Origin of the sequence: Burkholderia seminalis DSM 23518 (genome assembly GCF_902832885.1) — a bacterium.
GTDB lineage: Bacteria > Pseudomonadota > Gammaproteobacteria > Burkholderiales > Burkholderiaceae > Burkholderia > Burkholderia seminalis.
Window position 1 is genome coordinate 174,829 of record NZ_CADFDK010000001.1, and the last position, 14,665, is coordinate 189,493.

The following is a 14,665-nucleotide window of genomic DNA, read 5'->3' on the forward strand; positions in this document are numbered from 1 at the left end:
GTCGGTCGGACCGGAAAAACCCTGTCACCGAAAGGCGGCAGGGTTTTTTGTTTTTGGGGCCGGCGTTGGTGGCGAGGCGGGTCGCGGGGCGGCGGCCCGGGCCGCCCGTTGCGGCGACAGCCGGGCTTACGCGGCAGCCACGCCGCGCGCGGCCGCGAGCTTGCGTTGCAGTTCCGGCATGATCCGCGCGACCGCTTCCTCGCCCGCGAGGATCGCCGCGTTGCGCTGGTTGAAGTCGCTGCCGCCCATCGCCGCGAGGTTCGGGCGGATCACGACGTCCGCGTACTTGTCGAGCTCGTAGGTCTTGATCGTCTGGCCCATGATCGTGAAGGTCTGCAGCAGCATCTCGATCGGGTTGTTGGTTGCCGCGCCGTCCGGCCGCGCCGAGATGTCGACCGCGATCACGAAGCTCGCGCCCATCTTGCGCGCGTACGACGCGGGCACCGGGCTCACGAGGCCGCCGTCGACATATTCGCGATTGCCGATCTTCACCGGTTCGAACACCGACGGCACGCTGCACGACGCGCGCACCGCGAGGCCCGTGTTGCCCTGCTGAAACAGGATCGGCTGGCCGCTCTGCAGATCCGTCGCGACGACGCCGAGCGGCTTCGCCATCTTCTCGATCGGCCGGTTGTTGAGCGTCTTGTTCAGGAAGTTCTGCAGCGCGACGCCTTGCAGCAGGCCGCGCGAGCGGAACGGCAGCGCCCAGTCGCTGATGGCCGCCTGGTCCATGTCGAGCGCGATCTTGTTGATCTGCAGCGCGCTCATGCCGGACGCATACAGCGCGCCAACCACCGATCCCGCGCTCGTGCCGGCGACGATCTCGACCGGGATGCCGCGCGCCTCGAGCGCCTTCAGCACACCGATGTGCGAGAAGCCGCGCGCGGCACCGCCGCCGAGCGCGATGCCGATCTTCACGGGCTTCTCCTGCGACTGGGCCGGGTTGGGGCGGGACTTGTCGCCGAATGACGTGCAGGCGGCGAGGCTGGCGGACGCGCAGGCGATCGTGAAGTGGCGGCGCGACAGGCGAGGGGACGACATCGAATGGTTCTCCGGCGGCTTGGCGGCGGGTTACACGGCCCGCGGCGGCGATAGGTTCCGAGCGGCCGCGCGGCAGGTTCCGGGCGGCCGGCGCCGCGCCGGCTGGCGGCCGCGGCGCGCACATCATAAAGCAAGCGGCGCGCTTGGCGCGATGTCCGGCGCGAGTATAATTCCGGCTTCTTTCCCGTTCCGGGCGTCGCCGGCTCCGTTGCTGTCCGGGCTGCCGCCGCCGTCCCGCGTCGAATCATTCATGCGCCCCAGGCGTTCGAGTTACCGTTTATGACCCGTCCTGTCCGTACCCGCTTCGCGCCGAGTCCCACCGGCTTCATTCACCTCGGCAACATCCGCTCCGCACTGTATCCGTGGGCATTCGCCCGCAAGATGAAGGGCACGTTCGTGCTGCGCATCGAGGATACCGACGTCGAGCGTTCGTCGCAGGAAGCGGTCGATGCGATCCTCGAGGGGATGCAATGGCTCGGCCTGGATTTCGACGAAGGCCCGATCTACCAGATGCAGCGGATGGACCGCTATCGCGAAGTGCTCGCGCAGATGCTCGAGAAGGGCCTCGCCTACCCGTGCTACATGTCGGCCGAGGAACTCGACGCGCTGCGCGAACGCCAGCGCGAAGCCGGCCTGAAGCCGCGTTATGACGGCACGTGGCGTCCGGAGCCCGGCAAGGTGCTGCCGGAGCCGCCGGCCGGCGTGAAGCCCGTGCTGCGCTTCCGCAATCCGCTGACGGGCACGGTCGTGTGGGACGACGCGGTGAAGGGGCGTGTCGAGATCTCGAACGAGGAACTCGACGACCTCGTGATCGCGCGCCCGGACGGCACGCCGATCTACAACTTCTGCGTGGTGGTGGACGACATGGACATGGGCATCACGCACGTGATCCGTGGCGACGACCACGTGAACAACACGCCGCGCCAGATCAACATCCTGAATGCGCTCGGCGGCGAGCCGCCCGTCTACGCGCACCTGCCGACCGTGCTGAACGAGCAGGGCGAGAAGATGAGCAAGCGGCACGGCGCGATGAGCGTGATGGCGTACCGCGACGCGGGCTTCCTGCCGGAGGCGGTCGTCAACTATCTCGCACGCCTCGGCTGGTCGCACGGCGACGCCGAGATCTTCTCGCGCGAGCAGTTCGTCGAATGGTTCGATCTCGAGCATCTCGGCAAGTCGCCCGCGCAGTACGACCACAGCAAGCTGAGCTGGCTGAACGCGCATTACATCAAGGAAGCCGACAACGCGCGCCTTGCCGAACTCGCGAAGCCGTTCCTCGACGCGCTCGGCATCGACGACGCGGCGATCGCGACGGGTCCGGCGCTCGACGCGGTGGTCGGCCTGATGAAGGATCGCGCGACGACGGTCAAGGAGATCGCCGAAGGCGCGACGATGTTCTACCGGGTGCCGGCACCGGAAGCCGACGCACTTGCTCAGCACGTGACCGATGCGGTGCGCCCGGCGCTGGCCGATCTCGCCGCCGCGCTGAAGGCGGCCGACTGGACGAAGGAAGCGGTGTCGGCCGCGCTGAAGGCGACGCTTGCCACGCACAAGCTGAAGATGCCGCAGCTCGCGATGCCGGTGCGTCTGCTGGTGGCGGGCACGACGCATACGCCGTCGATCGATGCGGTACTCGTGCTGTTCGGTCGCGACGTCGTGGTGTCGCGCATCGAGGCCGCGCTCGCCTGAGGTCGTGCGTCGACGAAGCTGTCCGCGTGCGGGTGCGCGGCAGCTTCGCAAAATATTTCGCGCGAATCGCAAAAAGGGTATTTACAAGTTCAAAGTAGGTCCATATAATCTCATTTCTGTTCTGCAAGGGGGTATAGCTCAGCTGGGAGAGCGCTTGCATGGCATGCAAGAGGTCAGCGGTTCGATCCCGCTTACCTCCACCAACAGAACAAGCTGAGTTGATTTGCGAAGCAGTGGTGGTAATAAATGCTTCACAAAATGATTCAAAGCAGTTAGAATTTCGGCCTTCGCTGTTGACCAGAAGTGAATAGCGAAAGTCAGACGGATCTGAAAAGATCATGTCCCCTTCGTCTAGAGGCCTAGGACATCACCCTTTCACGGTGAGTACAGGGGTTCGAATCCCCTAGGGGACGCCAGATTCAGCGGCGTTTCGTCGTAGAAGTGTCGCGAGGCTTGCAGGAACGTAACCGACGTCCTGCGGGTTGGGTAAGAAAGCTGGAGCGGTAGTTCAGTCGGTTAGAATACCGGCCTGTCACGCCGGGGGTCGCGGGTTCGAGTCCCGTCCGCTCCGCCAGAACGAAGCCCGTTCAAGACGTTTTTGAGCGGGCTTTTGTATTAAGGATGTAAGCAGTACGTTGTCCCCTTCGTCTAGAGGCCTAGGACATCACCCTTTCACGGTGAGTACAGGGGTTCGAATCCCCTAGGGGACGCCAGATTCAGCGGCGTTTCATCGAAGTGTCGCAACGCGTGCAGGAACGTGACGAGATCCTGCAGGCGGTGGTGCAGAAAGCTGGAGCGGTAGTTCAGTTGGTTAGAATACCGGCCTGTCACGCCGGGGGTCGCGGGTTCGAGCCCCGTCCGCTCCGCCAGAACGAAGCCCGTTCAAAGAACGTTTTTGAACGGGCTTTCTCGTTAAGGATGTAAGCAGTACGTTGTCCCCTTCGTCTAGAGGCCTAGGACATCACCCTTTCACGGTGAGTACAGGGGTTCGAATCCCCTAGGGGACGCCAGATTTCGGCGTCGTTCGAACAAACGATGCGCCGGCAGGAAGTAACCGACGCCTGCCAGGCAAGCAGCAAGACTGGAGCGGTAGTTCAGTCGGTTAGAATACCGGCCTGTCACGCCGGGGGTCGCGGGTTCGAGTCCCGTCCGCTCCGCCAAAAAATGAAGAAGCCCGCCTCGTGCGGGCTTTTTCATTTGCATCGTCGTCGCGCCCGCTGGCGGGCGCGTGACTGCGGAGCGGAGGAAGCCGCCTGCGCGGCTTCCGGCGGGACTCGAAGGGATGCGCGTGCACGCGCATCCGCGGCCTGCAGGATGTAGGCGAGTCCCGTCCGCTCCGCCAAAAAATGAAGAAGCCCGCCTCGTGCGGGCTTTTTCATTTGCATCGTCGTCGCGCATATCGCCGGTCGCGCACCCGCCCACCGCTACGAGAAATTCGCGATTGCATCCGCGCGCGACTGCGCTATCGTGGCGGGATGCGTTCTTGACCCCTGCGTGATGCTCGACCCGACCGACCTGCGACTCCTGTATCAGCTCCGGCCCGCGGAACCCGGCGATTTCCCGTTCGCCGAAGCGCTGACGCACGGCAACATGGGCGGCTATTACAAGCGCCATGGACTCGTGTGGCGCAGCGACCTGTTCTACGCGAGCTGGCGTGAATCCGAGAACTTCATCCTCGAGGCCGACGGCGAGCGCATCGGCGTGCTGCGCGTGACCGAGGAAGGCGATTCGCTGCACATCCGCGACGTGCAGATCGCGGCCGGCCATCGCGGGCAGGGGGCCGGCACCTACATGCTCGACATGTCGCATCGCTGGGCGCGTGCGCGCGGGCTGCACGAACTGCAGCTGCGCGTGTTCGTCGACAATCCCGCCGCGCGCCTTTACCTGCGCATGGGCTACCGGGTCGCCGGGCCGCGGCTCTCGCAGCTGGGCTCGATCCGCCACATGGTGCGGCCGGTCTGAAGGTCCGGCGATGCGGCGCGCGGTCAGCGAGCCGCGTCGATCGCGTTGTCGTCGGGTGTTTCGTCTTCCGCGAGGCTGCCTTCCGCGCCGCGATGCTCGTAGCCGCGCAGCATGAACGCGCGCGGGCTTTGACCGAAGGCACGGCGGAACATCGCCGAGAACGCGCTCTGGCTCTGGTAGCCGAGTTCGCGCGCGATATGCGACAGCGGGCGCCCCTGGTTCAGCAGCGGGATCGCCCGCGCCAGCAGCGCCTGCTGGCGCCACTGCGAAAAGCTCACGCCCAGCTCCTGCTTGAAGAGCCGCGAAATCGTGCGTGTGCTCGCGCCGACCTCGCTCGCCCAGTGTTCGAGCGACTCCGCATGCGCCGGGTGCGCGAGCACCGATTCGCACAGCATGCGCAGACGCTTCTCGTCGGGCATCGGCACCGCGAGCGGCAGCGGTTCGGCGTGGCTCAGCTCGTCGAGCACGAGGCCGCACAGCAGCCGCTCGCGCGCGGCGCTCAGGTCGCGTGCGTCGAGCGCGACGATCAGCTCGCGCAGCAGCCCCGTCACCTCGACGACGCGGCACGCGTCGAGCCCGTCCGGCACGATCGACTCGTCGATATACAGCGTCCGCAGATAGGCCTCCTCGACGATCACGACCTCGTGCGTCACGTGCGGCGGCACCCAGATCGCGCGGGACGGCGGCACCATCCACGTCGTGCCGGTCGTCGCGACGCGCAGCACGCCGCGCGACGCATACGCGAGCTGCGCCCACGCGTGCGTATGCAGCGGGATGCGGCGGCCGGCGTCGACCTGCCGCGCGCGCACGCGCATCGGATGGACGGCGGTCGGCGCGAATTCGGGCGGAATGTCGATGACGTCGTACGGGTTCGATGCGTCGGCTTGGACGGGCGGATTCATGGGCGGTTCGGGCAGCGCGGCGGCGATGCCGTTATTTTAGAAGGCGCAGCGCGTGCGCATGCGGCGGTTTCCCGGGAGATCATGCCGTGTTCAAATGAACGTTGTGTGGGCGCCGGCGCTTCCCGGGCAGCGGGCCGCCGCTGCGAGCGCCGGCGGCTTCGAACCATCCGGCCGGTATCGCGGTCTATCGTGGCAGGCGCATTTTCATGTGAAGCGCGCGAACACGGCAATCACGAATCGAAGAGGAGAACCACGATGCGTTACGTATTCGTCTACGGCACCTTGCGTGCCGGACAAGCCAACGACATCGGCCATGCGGCCGCACGGCACGGAATCGCGGCGCCGACGCTGCTGGGCGCGGCCGCGCTGCCGGGCGAGCTGTACGATTTCGGCACGTATCCGGGAATGATCGCCGGGCCGGTGTCCGGCAAGTCGCTGGTCTGGGGCGATGTCTACGAGGTCGACGAGCGACTCGTCCCCGTGCTCGACGAGATCGAGCGCGTCTATCCGGGCGTCGACTCGCTGTTCAAGCCGGAAGAAGTGACCGTCGCGCTGGGCGGCCGGCAGTATGCATGCCTGTATTATCCGATCGCCGCGCATGCGGTCGCCGGGCGTCCGCGTATCGAATCGGGTGACTGGGTCCAGCACCGACGCGAGCAGGAAACCGCGTGAGCGTTCCGGCGGCAGCCGGATTCGCGTCAAATGAAAAAGCGCCCCGCGGGGCGCTTTTTTGCGGTCATCGCATGGGACGGGCGGCGACGCGTGGCCGGCCGCCGGTCGCTGCGTGTCGCGACGTCAGATTTCCTCGTACAGCGGCAGCGTCAGGAATTCGGTGAAGCCTTCCGACGTCGACATCTGTTCGAAGATGGCCGCGGCGCGCTCGTACGGCTGCGTGTTGCTGCCGACCGAGCGCTTGACGTTGTCGAGCTCGATCTTCGCGAATGCGCGCACGAGCTCGGCCGTGACCTTGCGGCCGTCGTCGAGCACGCCCTTCGGCGAGCGGATCCACTGCCACACCTGCGAGCGGGAGATCTCGGCCGTGGCCGCGTCTTCCATCAGGTTGTGGATCGGCACGCAGCCGTTGCCGTCGAGCCATGCACCGAGGTAGTGGATGCCGACGTTGATGTTGTTGCGCAAGCCGGCCTCGGTGATCGGCGCTTCCGGCTGGAAGTCGAGCAGGTTGCTGCCTTCGACCTGCACGTCGTCGCGCTGCTTCGCGATCTGGTTCGGCCGGTCGCCGAGCACCTTGACGAACTCTTCCATCGCGATCGGCACGAGGCCGGGATGCGCCACCCAGCCGCCGTCGTAGCCGTCGGTCGCGTCGCGCTGCTTGTCCGAGCGCACGCCGCCCATCGCCTTGTCGTTCGCTTCCGGATCGTTCTTGATCGGGATCAGCGCGCTCATCCCGCCGATCGCCGGCGCGTTGCGCTTGTGGCAGGTCTTCAGCAGCAGCAGCGCGTACGCGCGCATGAACGGCACCGTCATCGTGATCTTCGAACGGTCCGCGAGGCAGAAGTCACGGTCGTTCTTGAATTTCTTGATCGCCGAGAAGATGTAGTCCCAGCGGCCGGCGTTCAGCCCCGAGCTGTGTTCGCGCAGTTCATACAGGATCTCGTCCATCTCGAACGCGGCAAGGATCGTCTCGATCAGCACCGTCGCGCGGATCGTGCCGCGCGGCACGCCGACCGCTTCCTGCGCGGCGACGAAGATGTCGTTCCACAGGCGCGCCTCGAGATGGCTTTCCATCTTCGGCAGGTAGAAGTACGGGCCCGAGCCGCGCGCGATCAGTTCCTTCGCGTTGTGGAACAGGAACAGCGCGAAATCGAAGATGCCGCCGGACACGCGCTGGCCGTCGACCGTCACGTGCTTCTCGTCGAGGTGCCAGCCGCGCGGACGCACGATCAGCGTCGCGACCTTGTCGTTCAGCCGGTACGACTTGCCGTTCTGCTCGAGCGAGATCGTGCGGCGCACCGCGTCCTTCAGGTTGATCTGGCCGTCGATCTGGTTGGTCCAGCTCGGCGCATTCGAGTCCTCGAAGTCCGTCATGTACGAATCGGCGCCCGAGTTCGGCGCGTTGATGATCATCTTGCGCTCGACGGGCCCCGTGATCTCGACACGGCGGCATTGCAGGTCGGCCGGCAGCGGCGCGACCTTCCAGTCGCCTTCGCGGATCGACTTCGTTTCGGCCAGGAAGTCGGGGCGCTCGCCCGCGTCGAGGCGTTTGGTGCGCTCGACGCGCGCCTGCAGCAGCGTCTGGCGACGCGGTTCGAACGCACGGTGCAGCGCGGCGACGAGTTCCAGTGCCGCGGGCGTCAGGATCGCTTCGTAACCCGGCTTGATTTCGCCGGTGATCGTCATGCCTTGCGGCAGCGTGATCGGGGTGCTCATGAGTCTCATCTCCTTGGTCGGTCAGTTGCGGTTTCGGTGAAGGGGGAAGGCGGCAGCGCCGCGAACGTCATGCGCCCGGGCCGGGGCGCGTGCGGTTTGCGGGCCTGCCGGACGGAGCCGGGGCGGCGAGGAAGGCGAGCAGATCGGCCATGCCGGTGCCCGTGCCGTCGGGCGGCGCGCCGAGTTCCTCGGCGGGCGCGCCCGTACGGTTGAGCCAGAACGTCGTGTAGCCGAACCAGACGGCACCGGCGACGTCCCACGCGTTCGACGACACGAACACGATGCCGCGCGGGTTCGACCCGAACGCGGCGGTGCCGAGCGCGTAGGCGGCCGGACTCGGCTTGTACGCACGCGCGGTGTCGGCCGACAGCACGCGATCGAACAGTCCGGACATGCCGGCGCTCTTGATCGCGATGTCGAGCATCTGCGGGGTGCCGTTCGACAGGATCCCGAGCGGCGGGCGCGGTTCGAGCGCGCGCAGCTTGCGCAGCGCGGGCACGGTGTCGGGATAGGTGGACAGGCACGCGTATTCGTCCATCAGCCGCTTCTCGGCCGCGCTGTTCAGCGCCAGGCCGAGCCGGCGCGCGGCGAAGCGCAGCGCGTCGAGCGTGATGTCCCGGAACGGGCGATAGCGCGCACCGCCCGGATCGGCGAGCGTGCGCAGTTGCGAGTATTCGATTTGCTTGCGTCGCCACAGCTGCGACAACCGTTCCCCGTGTCCGGGAAACATCTGCTCCGCCGCGGCCAGGACCGCGCGCACGTCGAACAACGTGCCGAATGCGTCGAAGAGGATGGCGTCGGGAGAGGAGAGTGTCGTTGTGGCCGACATAGCCTTGCGCTCCAGTTTCAGAGGTCGGATCGATTCTATTCGTGATCGTATGGTCTAAAAAAGACGCTATTCATCACTTGATCTTTTACTTTCATATACCTAATCTTGAGCGGCTCAAGCTATTTGACGGACGGCGGTGCCGTCCTTGCGACTCATGGACCGGTTCAAGCAGATCGAAACGTTCGCCGCGGTCGCGGCGAAGGGCAGCCTGTCGGCGGCCGCGCACGCGGAAGGGGTCGCGCCGGCGATCATCGGCCGCCGCCTCGACGCGCTCGAGGAACGGCTCGGCGTGAAGCTGCTGGTGCGCACCACGCGCAAGCTCACGCTGACGTTTGAGGGCTCGGCGTTCCTCGAGGATTGCCAGCGGATCATCAACGACATGCAGAACGCGGAGGCGAGCGTGTCGGCCGGCGGCGTCAAGGCGAGCGGCCACCTGCGGATTTCCGCGCCGGCCGGCTTCGGCCGGCGGCACGTCGCGCCGCTCGTGCCCGAATTCAGCGTCGGGCATCCGGACGTATCGGTCACGCTCGACCTGTCCGACCGGATGGTCGACCTCGTCAACGAGGGGTTCGATTGCGCGGTGCGGCTCGGCGAGCTGCCCGATTCGTCGCTCGTGTCGCTGAAGCTCGGCGAGAACCGCCGCGTCTGCGTCGCGTCTCCCGCCTATCTGGCGCGGCGCGGCACGCCGGTCACGCTCGCGGAGCTGGCACGGCACAACTGCCTCGCGCTCGCGGCGAACGCGAACCAGCAGCGCGGCTGGACGTTCCAGGAGGGCAACAAGGTCGTGTCGATCCGCGTGAACGGCACGATGGAATGCTCGGACGGCGCGGTGCTGCACGAGTGGTGCCTCGAAGGTTACGGCCTGGCATGGCGTTCGTGGTGGGAGGTCGGCGACGACATCGCGGCCGGCCGGCTCGTCAGCGTGCTCGACGCGTTTGCCGCGCCGCCGATCGGCATCCACGCGGTGTTTCCGCAGCGCCGTCATCTGCCGCTGCGCGTGCGCCTGTTTCTCGATTACCTGAAGCACACCTACGAGCAGCCCGGTTATTGGGGCGAGCAGGCGGCGCGCGCCCGCGCGTTTCCGATATGAGGGCGAACCCGCTGCCGGTGCCGGTCGAGCGATTTCGCGCACTACAATCGTAGGAGGCATCTCCGATGCGTCGCGGCCGGTCCCGCTGGGCTCGCGGCGCGCGGCGTGCGATTGACGAAGGAGGGCGCGATGTTCCGGCACATCCTCGTTCCAACCGACGGTTCCGAACTGTCGCAGAAGGCGATCGACGGCGCGATCGACCTGGCGCGCGCGGTCGGCGCGCGCGTGACGGCCTACGCGTGCCTGCCGCAGTACCCGTACTCGCCGTTTTCCGAAGTGATCATCGAACCGCCCGCCGATTTCCGCGCGCGCAGCGAGCGCGAGGCACGCGCGCATCTCGGCGAGGTCGAAGCGGCCGCGCGGGCGGCCGGTGTCGTCTGCGACACGTGGACGAGCGTGCATCCGTCGCCGTATCTCGGCATCATCGAGGCGGCCGAACGCGGCGGTTGCGACGTGATCTTCATGGCGTCCCACGGACGCCGCGGGCTCGGCAGCCTGCTGATCGGCAGCGAGACGCAGCGCGTGCTGACCCATACGAAAATTCCGGTGATCGTTTATCGGTAGGGCGGTGCCGCCCTCGGCCGGGCGGGCAGCGTCGCAAAAAAGGGCGCGCCGGACGAAGCCGGCGCGCATCGTTGCAGGCGGCCCGCAGGCCGCGCGGCCGGTCGCGCGATTCGCATCGCGCGCCTGCCGTCTCCTCCCTGATTGTTGTCTGGTGGCCGGCGCCGCGCCGTGACGAGGCGCGCCCCGGTGCGGCGCTTGCGCGTGTTACGCGACCTTCTTGCCGTCGAAGAACTGTTCGTCCTCGGTCGAGCCGTGCAGCGCGGTCGTCGACGCTTCGCGCTCGACCGTCTGCGTCACCGCGTCGAAGTAGCCGGTGCCGACTTCGCGTTGATGCTTGATGGCCGTGAAGCCCTTGTCGGCGGCCGCGAACTCGGCCTGCTGCAATTCGACGAACGCGCTCATCTGCGTGCGGGCATAGCCGTGCGCGAGGTTGAACATCGAGTAGTTCAGCGCGTGGAAGCCGGCCAGCGTGATGAACTGGAACTTGTAGCCCATCGCACCGAGTTCCTTCTGGAACTTCGCGATCGTCGCGTCGTCGAGGTTCTTCTTCCAGTTGAACGACGGCGAGCAGTTGTACGACAGCAGCTTGCCCGGGAACTGCTTGTGGATCGCTTCCGCGAACTTCTTCGCGTACTCGAGATCCGGCTTGCCGGTTTCGCACCAGATCAGGTCGGCGTACGGCGCGTACGCGAGGCCGCGCGAGATCGCCTGCCCGAGGCCCGGCTTGGTGCGGAAGAAGCCCTCCACCGTGCGCTCGCCGGTCAGGAACGGCTTGTCGTTGTCGTCGACGTCGGACGTGATCAGGTCGGCCGCTTCCGCGTCGGTACGCGCGACCAGCACGGTCGGCGTGCCCGTCACGTCGGCCGCGAGACGCGCGGCCGACAGCTTCGCGACGGCTTCGCGCGTCGGCACCAGCACCTTGCCGCCCATGTGGCCGCACTTCTTCACCGACGCGAGCTGGTCCTCGAAGTGGACGCCCGATGCGCCGGCCTCGATCATCGCCTTCATCAGCTCGAACGCGTTCAGCACGCCGCCGAAACCGGCTTCCGCGTCGGCGACGATCGGTGCGAAGAAGTCGACATAACCTTCGTCGCCCGGGTTCTTGCCTTCCGACCACTGGATCTGGTCGGCGCGCGTCAGCGTGTTGTTGATGCGCTTCACGACGAGCGGCACCGAGTTCGCCGGGTACAGCGACTGGTCCGGGTACATTTCTCCCGCGACGTTCGCATCGCCGGCCACTTGCCAGCCGGACAGGTAGATGGCCTTCAGGCCGGCCTTCACCTGCTGCATCGCCTGGTTGCCGGTCAGCGCGCCGAGCGCGTTGACGAACGGTTCGTTGTTGATGAGGCTCCACAGCTTTTCCGCGCCGCGCTTGGCCAGCGTGTGCTCGATCGGGACCGAGCCGCGCAGGCGGACGACGTCTTCCGCCGAGTAGCCGCGCTTGATGCCCTTCCAGCGCGGATCGGTTTCCCATTGCTTCTGCAGTTCCAGTGCCTGTTGCTGACGCGACATGATGAGCTCCTTGATGCGGTGTATTGCCGAATGCGCCGAATCTGACGGTCGTGATGCGGTTCGCGAAGCGGGGCGCGTGCCATTCCGTTTCGTGAAGTCTTGTATAAGAGTCTAGGCAAATCGGCAGGCGCGAAACAGGGGGCTTTGCACGGGATCGGGTAAATTTTTAACCGTTTTAAATCAAAGATTTATATTTATCATTTCGAGATAAGAAATGCTTTTTCCCATCCCGCAATCGCACCGGTTGTGCCGTGCAACATGATTTTTTACGACGCAAAAAAATTTTTCGCATCGTGAAATGTCGAGCGAGGCGAAAAAAAACCGGCGCAGGTGCGCCGGTCGGCTGGACGGGTGGGGCCCATCCGTGGGGCGGCGGCGAGGCGCCGCCCGTGCGTGCTTACGACGCGGAGTTGCTGCGGCGCGGGCCGCCGCTGCGCTGGCCGTCGCGACGCGGGCCGCCGTCACGGCTGCCACCCGGCTTGCCGCTCCAGCCGCCGCCATTGCCGCCGCCGTAGCTGCGGCCGCCGCTGCCGTTGCCGGCGTAACCGCCGCCCGGCTTGCCGCCGAAGCGACGACCGCCGCCGTTACCGCCGCCCGGACGGCCGCGGCCGCCGGTGCCGCCGTTGCGCGGGGGCGCCTTGCGCGGCTCGAACCCTTCGATCACGTTGACCGGCAGCGGCGAGCGCACGAAGCGCTCGATGCGCTTGAGCGCGCCTTGCTCGGCGTGGTGCACGAGGCTCACTGCCGTGCCCGAACGGCCTGCGCGGCCGGTACGGCCGATACGGTGAACGTAATCTTCCGCGAACTTCGGCAGGTCGTAGTTGAACACGTGCGTGATGCCCGGGATGTCGATGCCGCGTGCCGCGACGTCGGTGGCCACCAGCACGCGCACGCGGCGCTCGCGCAGCGCACGGATCGTGCGGTTGCGCGCGCCCTGCGGCAGGTCGCCGTGCAGCGCGGCCGATTCGAAGCCTGCATCGGCAAGACGGCCGGCGAGCTGGTCGGCGTCGATCTTGGTTGCCGTGAAGATGATGGCCTGGTCGAGTGCGTCGTCGCGCAGCAGGTGATCGAGCAGGCGATCCTTGTGATCGCGGTCGTCGACGTAGTGCACGGTCTGCGCGATGTTGGCGCGCGACTCGAGGCGCTGCTGGATCTCGATGCGTTCCGGATCCTTCAGCAGGCGACTCGTCAGCGAACCGATCTTGCCGTCGAGCGTGGCCGAGAACAGCATCGTCTGGCGCGACGCGGGCGTGGCGTCGACGATCGTTTCGATGTCTTCGATGAAGCCCATGTCGAGCATGCGGTCGGCTTCGTCGAGCACGAGCATCTTCAGTTCGGACAGGTCGATACGGCCGCGCTCGAGGTGATCGAGCAGACGGCCCGGCGTGGCGACCAGGATTTCCGGGTTCTTCGCGAGCAGCATCAGCTGCTGGCCGTAGGCGACGCCGCCGAGGATGCTGACCGTGCGCAGGCGCTTCAGGTGCTTGCCGTACGTCGATGCGGCCGTGGTGACCTGCATCGCGAGTTCCCGGGTCGGCGTCAGCACGAGCAGGCCCGGGCGCGCGACGGGTTGCGGGCGGCGCGCACGGCGGTCGCCCTGGTTCGGTTCACGCGGCGCGCGCGGTTGCTGCGCCAACGTCTTCTGGAGCTGCGCGAAACGTTCGATCGCGGGCAGCATGAATGCGGCGGTCTTGCCCGAACCGGTCGGGCTCGACACCAGCAGGTCGCGGCCGGCGATGCCGGCCGGAATCGCGCGCTGCTGGACCGGCGTCGGCTTCACGTAGCCGGCGGCCTGCAGCGCGGAGACGATCTCCGGCGACAACCCGAGCGACGCGAAGCTCGGCTCGTCCGACGCCGGTTCGACCGCGGCCGGTGCGGCGGCGTCGTCGAGACCGAGCGCCTGGTCGGCGATCGCGTTGAGCGGGCTGGAGTTGATGCTCGAAGTCATAACAATCCTTGAAACACAGTGGGTGAAACGTCGGCGCCAATCGCGCATACCCAAGTCGTCGGATTCAGCGAGCAAATCGGGAAACGGGTGCAATCCGCCGAACCGTCGGCGGATGAGGCATTAGAAGCTGTTTTGGGTGCGGCGCGCTTCAGGAGCGGGGCCGCCAGCCTGATAAGTGACGACCGCGAAGGTCGAAGCAGGAGGGGACAGGTTCTAAACCGGATTGGAGCTTAACGCTACGAGGCGTCTGGCCGGAACGGCTTGCGAGCCGAGCGCGGGAGGTGACGCAGCCAGCATTATAAAGATATTTGCTGCGCTGCGCCACTGATTTGATTGCCTATTGCGGCGGCGGGCGATCCGCTCAGGAAGCCGTGCCGTTTTTCAGCGATTCGACGAGTTCGACGTACTGCTGCTTTGCCGCATCCGGCGACGTGCCCTTCAGCGCGTCCCACGCGTCGTACTTGTATTTGCCGACGATGTCGGTGAAGCCCGGCTTGTCGCCATGCGCATCGCCGTCGGTGGCCTGCTTGAACAGCGCGTAGAGGCGCAGCAGGGTCAGGCTGCCCGGGCGTTCGGTCAGTTGCTTGACGTCGATCTGGGCCTGGTCGAATTGGGCGGCGAGTTCGCTCATCGGGTGTCTCCGTAAGGGTTTCAGATCGGGCGATCTTAACAAGCGGACCGCCGCGCGGGGTCGAGCGATCCTTCCAAACCGCCGCCGCTGCCGCGTATGCGCACGGATC

At 66.4% G+C, this 14,665-nt stretch carries 12 protein-coding genes and 7 tRNA genes; 12 read left to right on the top strand and 7 right to left on the bottom strand.

Annotation, left to right across the window (positions count from 1 at the left end; translation table 11 throughout):
- Positions 1-126: 126 nt before the first annotated feature.
- Positions 127-1,041 (bottom strand): patatin-like phospholipase family protein, encoded by a 915-nt coding sequence (locus tag HWX00_RS00775; protein WP_034188881.1) that lies wholly within the window; start codon positions 1,039-1,041, stop codon positions 127-129.
- 279 nt (positions 1,042-1,320) lie between these two features.
- On the opposite strand from HWX00_RS00775, the gene gltX reads away from it, so the two are divergent.
- The 9 genes from gltX (at position 1,321) to HWX00_RS00820 (ending at position 4,692) form a co-directional block, all read left to right on the top strand.
- Positions 1,321-2,730: a glutamate--tRNA ligase gene (gltX, locus tag HWX00_RS00780; protein ID WP_034188880.1), complete on the top strand. Its 1,410-nt coding sequence runs from the start codon at positions 1,321-1,323 to the stop codon at positions 2,728-2,730.
- 127 nt (positions 2,731-2,857) lie between these two features.
- Positions 2,858-2,933: transfer RNA gene (locus tag HWX00_RS00785), tRNA-Ala, on the top strand.
- Positions 2,934-3,070: 137 nt separating this feature from the next.
- A tRNA-Glu gene (locus HWX00_RS00790) sits at positions 3,071-3,146 on the top strand.
- Between the two features lie 81 nt (positions 3,147-3,227).
- Positions 3,228-3,304, top strand: a tRNA-Asp gene (locus HWX00_RS00795).
- A 63-nt stretch (positions 3,305-3,367) separates the two neighbouring features.
- A tRNA-Glu gene (locus HWX00_RS00800) sits at positions 3,368-3,443 on the top strand.
- 79 nt (positions 3,444-3,522) lie between these two features.
- A tRNA-Asp gene (locus tag HWX00_RS00805) sits at positions 3,523-3,599 on the top strand.
- Positions 3,600-3,664: 65 nt separating this feature from the next.
- A tRNA-Glu gene (locus HWX00_RS00810) sits at positions 3,665-3,740 on the top strand.
- Positions 3,741-3,813: 73 nt separating this feature from the next.
- Positions 3,814-3,890, top strand: a tRNA-Asp gene (locus tag HWX00_RS00815).
- A 337-nt stretch (positions 3,891-4,227) separates the two neighbouring features.
- Positions 4,228-4,692 carry a GNAT family N-acetyltransferase gene (locus tag HWX00_RS00820; protein ID WP_034188879.1) on the top strand — a complete coding sequence of 155 codons (465 nt, stop codon included), beginning with the start codon at positions 4,228-4,230 and terminating at the stop codon, positions 4,690-4,692.
- Positions 4,693-4,715: 23 nt separating this feature from the next.
- On the opposite strand, the gene HWX00_RS00825 is transcribed toward HWX00_RS00820, so the two are convergent.
- Positions 4,716-5,594, bottom strand: coding sequence for an AraC family transcriptional regulator (locus HWX00_RS00825; protein WP_034188878.1), 879 nt, complete (start codon positions 5,592-5,594; stop codon positions 4,716-4,718).
- A 255-nt stretch (positions 5,595-5,849) separates the two neighbouring features.
- Here HWX00_RS00825 and HWX00_RS00830 point away from each other — a divergent pair, with 255 nt between their 5' ends.
- Positions 5,850-6,266 carry a gamma-glutamylcyclotransferase family protein gene (locus tag HWX00_RS00830; RefSeq protein WP_124610102.1) on the top strand — a complete coding sequence of 139 codons (417 nt, stop codon included), beginning with the start codon at positions 5,850-5,852 and terminating at the stop codon, positions 6,264-6,266.
- A gap of 123 nt (positions 6,267-6,389) precedes the next feature.
- Here the strand turns inward: HWX00_RS00830 and aceB are convergent, their stop codons facing one another.
- Both aceB and HWX00_RS00840 read right to left on the bottom strand, forming a co-directional pair.
- Positions 6,390-7,982 (bottom strand): malate synthase A, encoded by a 1,593-nt coding sequence (gene aceB / locus HWX00_RS00835; protein ID WP_175029319.1) that lies wholly within the window; start codon positions 7,980-7,982, stop codon positions 6,390-6,392.
- 67 nt (positions 7,983-8,049) lie between these two features.
- On the bottom strand, positions 8,050-8,811 hold the full coding sequence (locus tag HWX00_RS00840; RefSeq protein WP_034188876.1) for a haloacid dehalogenase type II: 762 nt from the start codon (positions 8,809-8,811) through the stop codon (positions 8,050-8,052).
- Positions 8,812-8,965: 154 nt separating this feature from the next.
- Here HWX00_RS00840 and HWX00_RS00845 point away from each other — a divergent pair, with 154 nt between their 5' ends.
- Together HWX00_RS00845 and HWX00_RS00850 are read left to right on the top strand one after the other, a co-directional pair.
- Complete coding sequence (locus HWX00_RS00845; RefSeq protein ID WP_034188875.1) at positions 8,966-9,901, top strand: LysR family transcriptional regulator; 936 nt, start codon at positions 8,966-8,968, stop codon at positions 9,899-9,901.
- Between the two features lie 129 nt (positions 9,902-10,030).
- Positions 10,031-10,465, top strand: coding sequence for a universal stress protein (locus HWX00_RS00850; protein ID WP_034188874.1), 435 nt, complete (start codon positions 10,031-10,033; stop codon positions 10,463-10,465).
- Between the two features lie 204 nt (positions 10,466-10,669).
- On the opposite strand, the gene aceA is transcribed toward HWX00_RS00850, so the two are convergent.
- The 3 genes from aceA to HWX00_RS00865 all read right to left on the bottom strand — a co-directional run bounded on the left by aceA (position 10,670) and on the right by HWX00_RS00865 (position 14,556).
- The gene (gene aceA / locus HWX00_RS00855) at positions 10,670-11,977 is read right to left on the bottom strand and encodes an isocitrate lyase (RefSeq protein ID WP_175029320.1); all 1,308 of its coding nucleotides are present in this window, start codon (positions 11,975-11,977) and stop codon (positions 10,670-10,672) included.
- Positions 11,978-12,374: 397 nt separating this feature from the next.
- Positions 12,375-13,925 (bottom strand): DEAD/DEAH box helicase, encoded by a 1,551-nt coding sequence (locus HWX00_RS00860; protein WP_034188872.1) that lies wholly within the window; start codon positions 13,923-13,925, stop codon positions 12,375-12,377.
- Between the two features lie 361 nt (positions 13,926-14,286).
- Positions 14,287-14,556, bottom strand: coding sequence for an acyl-CoA-binding protein (locus tag HWX00_RS00865; protein ID WP_175029321.1), 270 nt, complete (start codon positions 14,554-14,556; stop codon positions 14,287-14,289).
- Positions 14,557-14,665 lie beyond the last annotated feature (109 nt).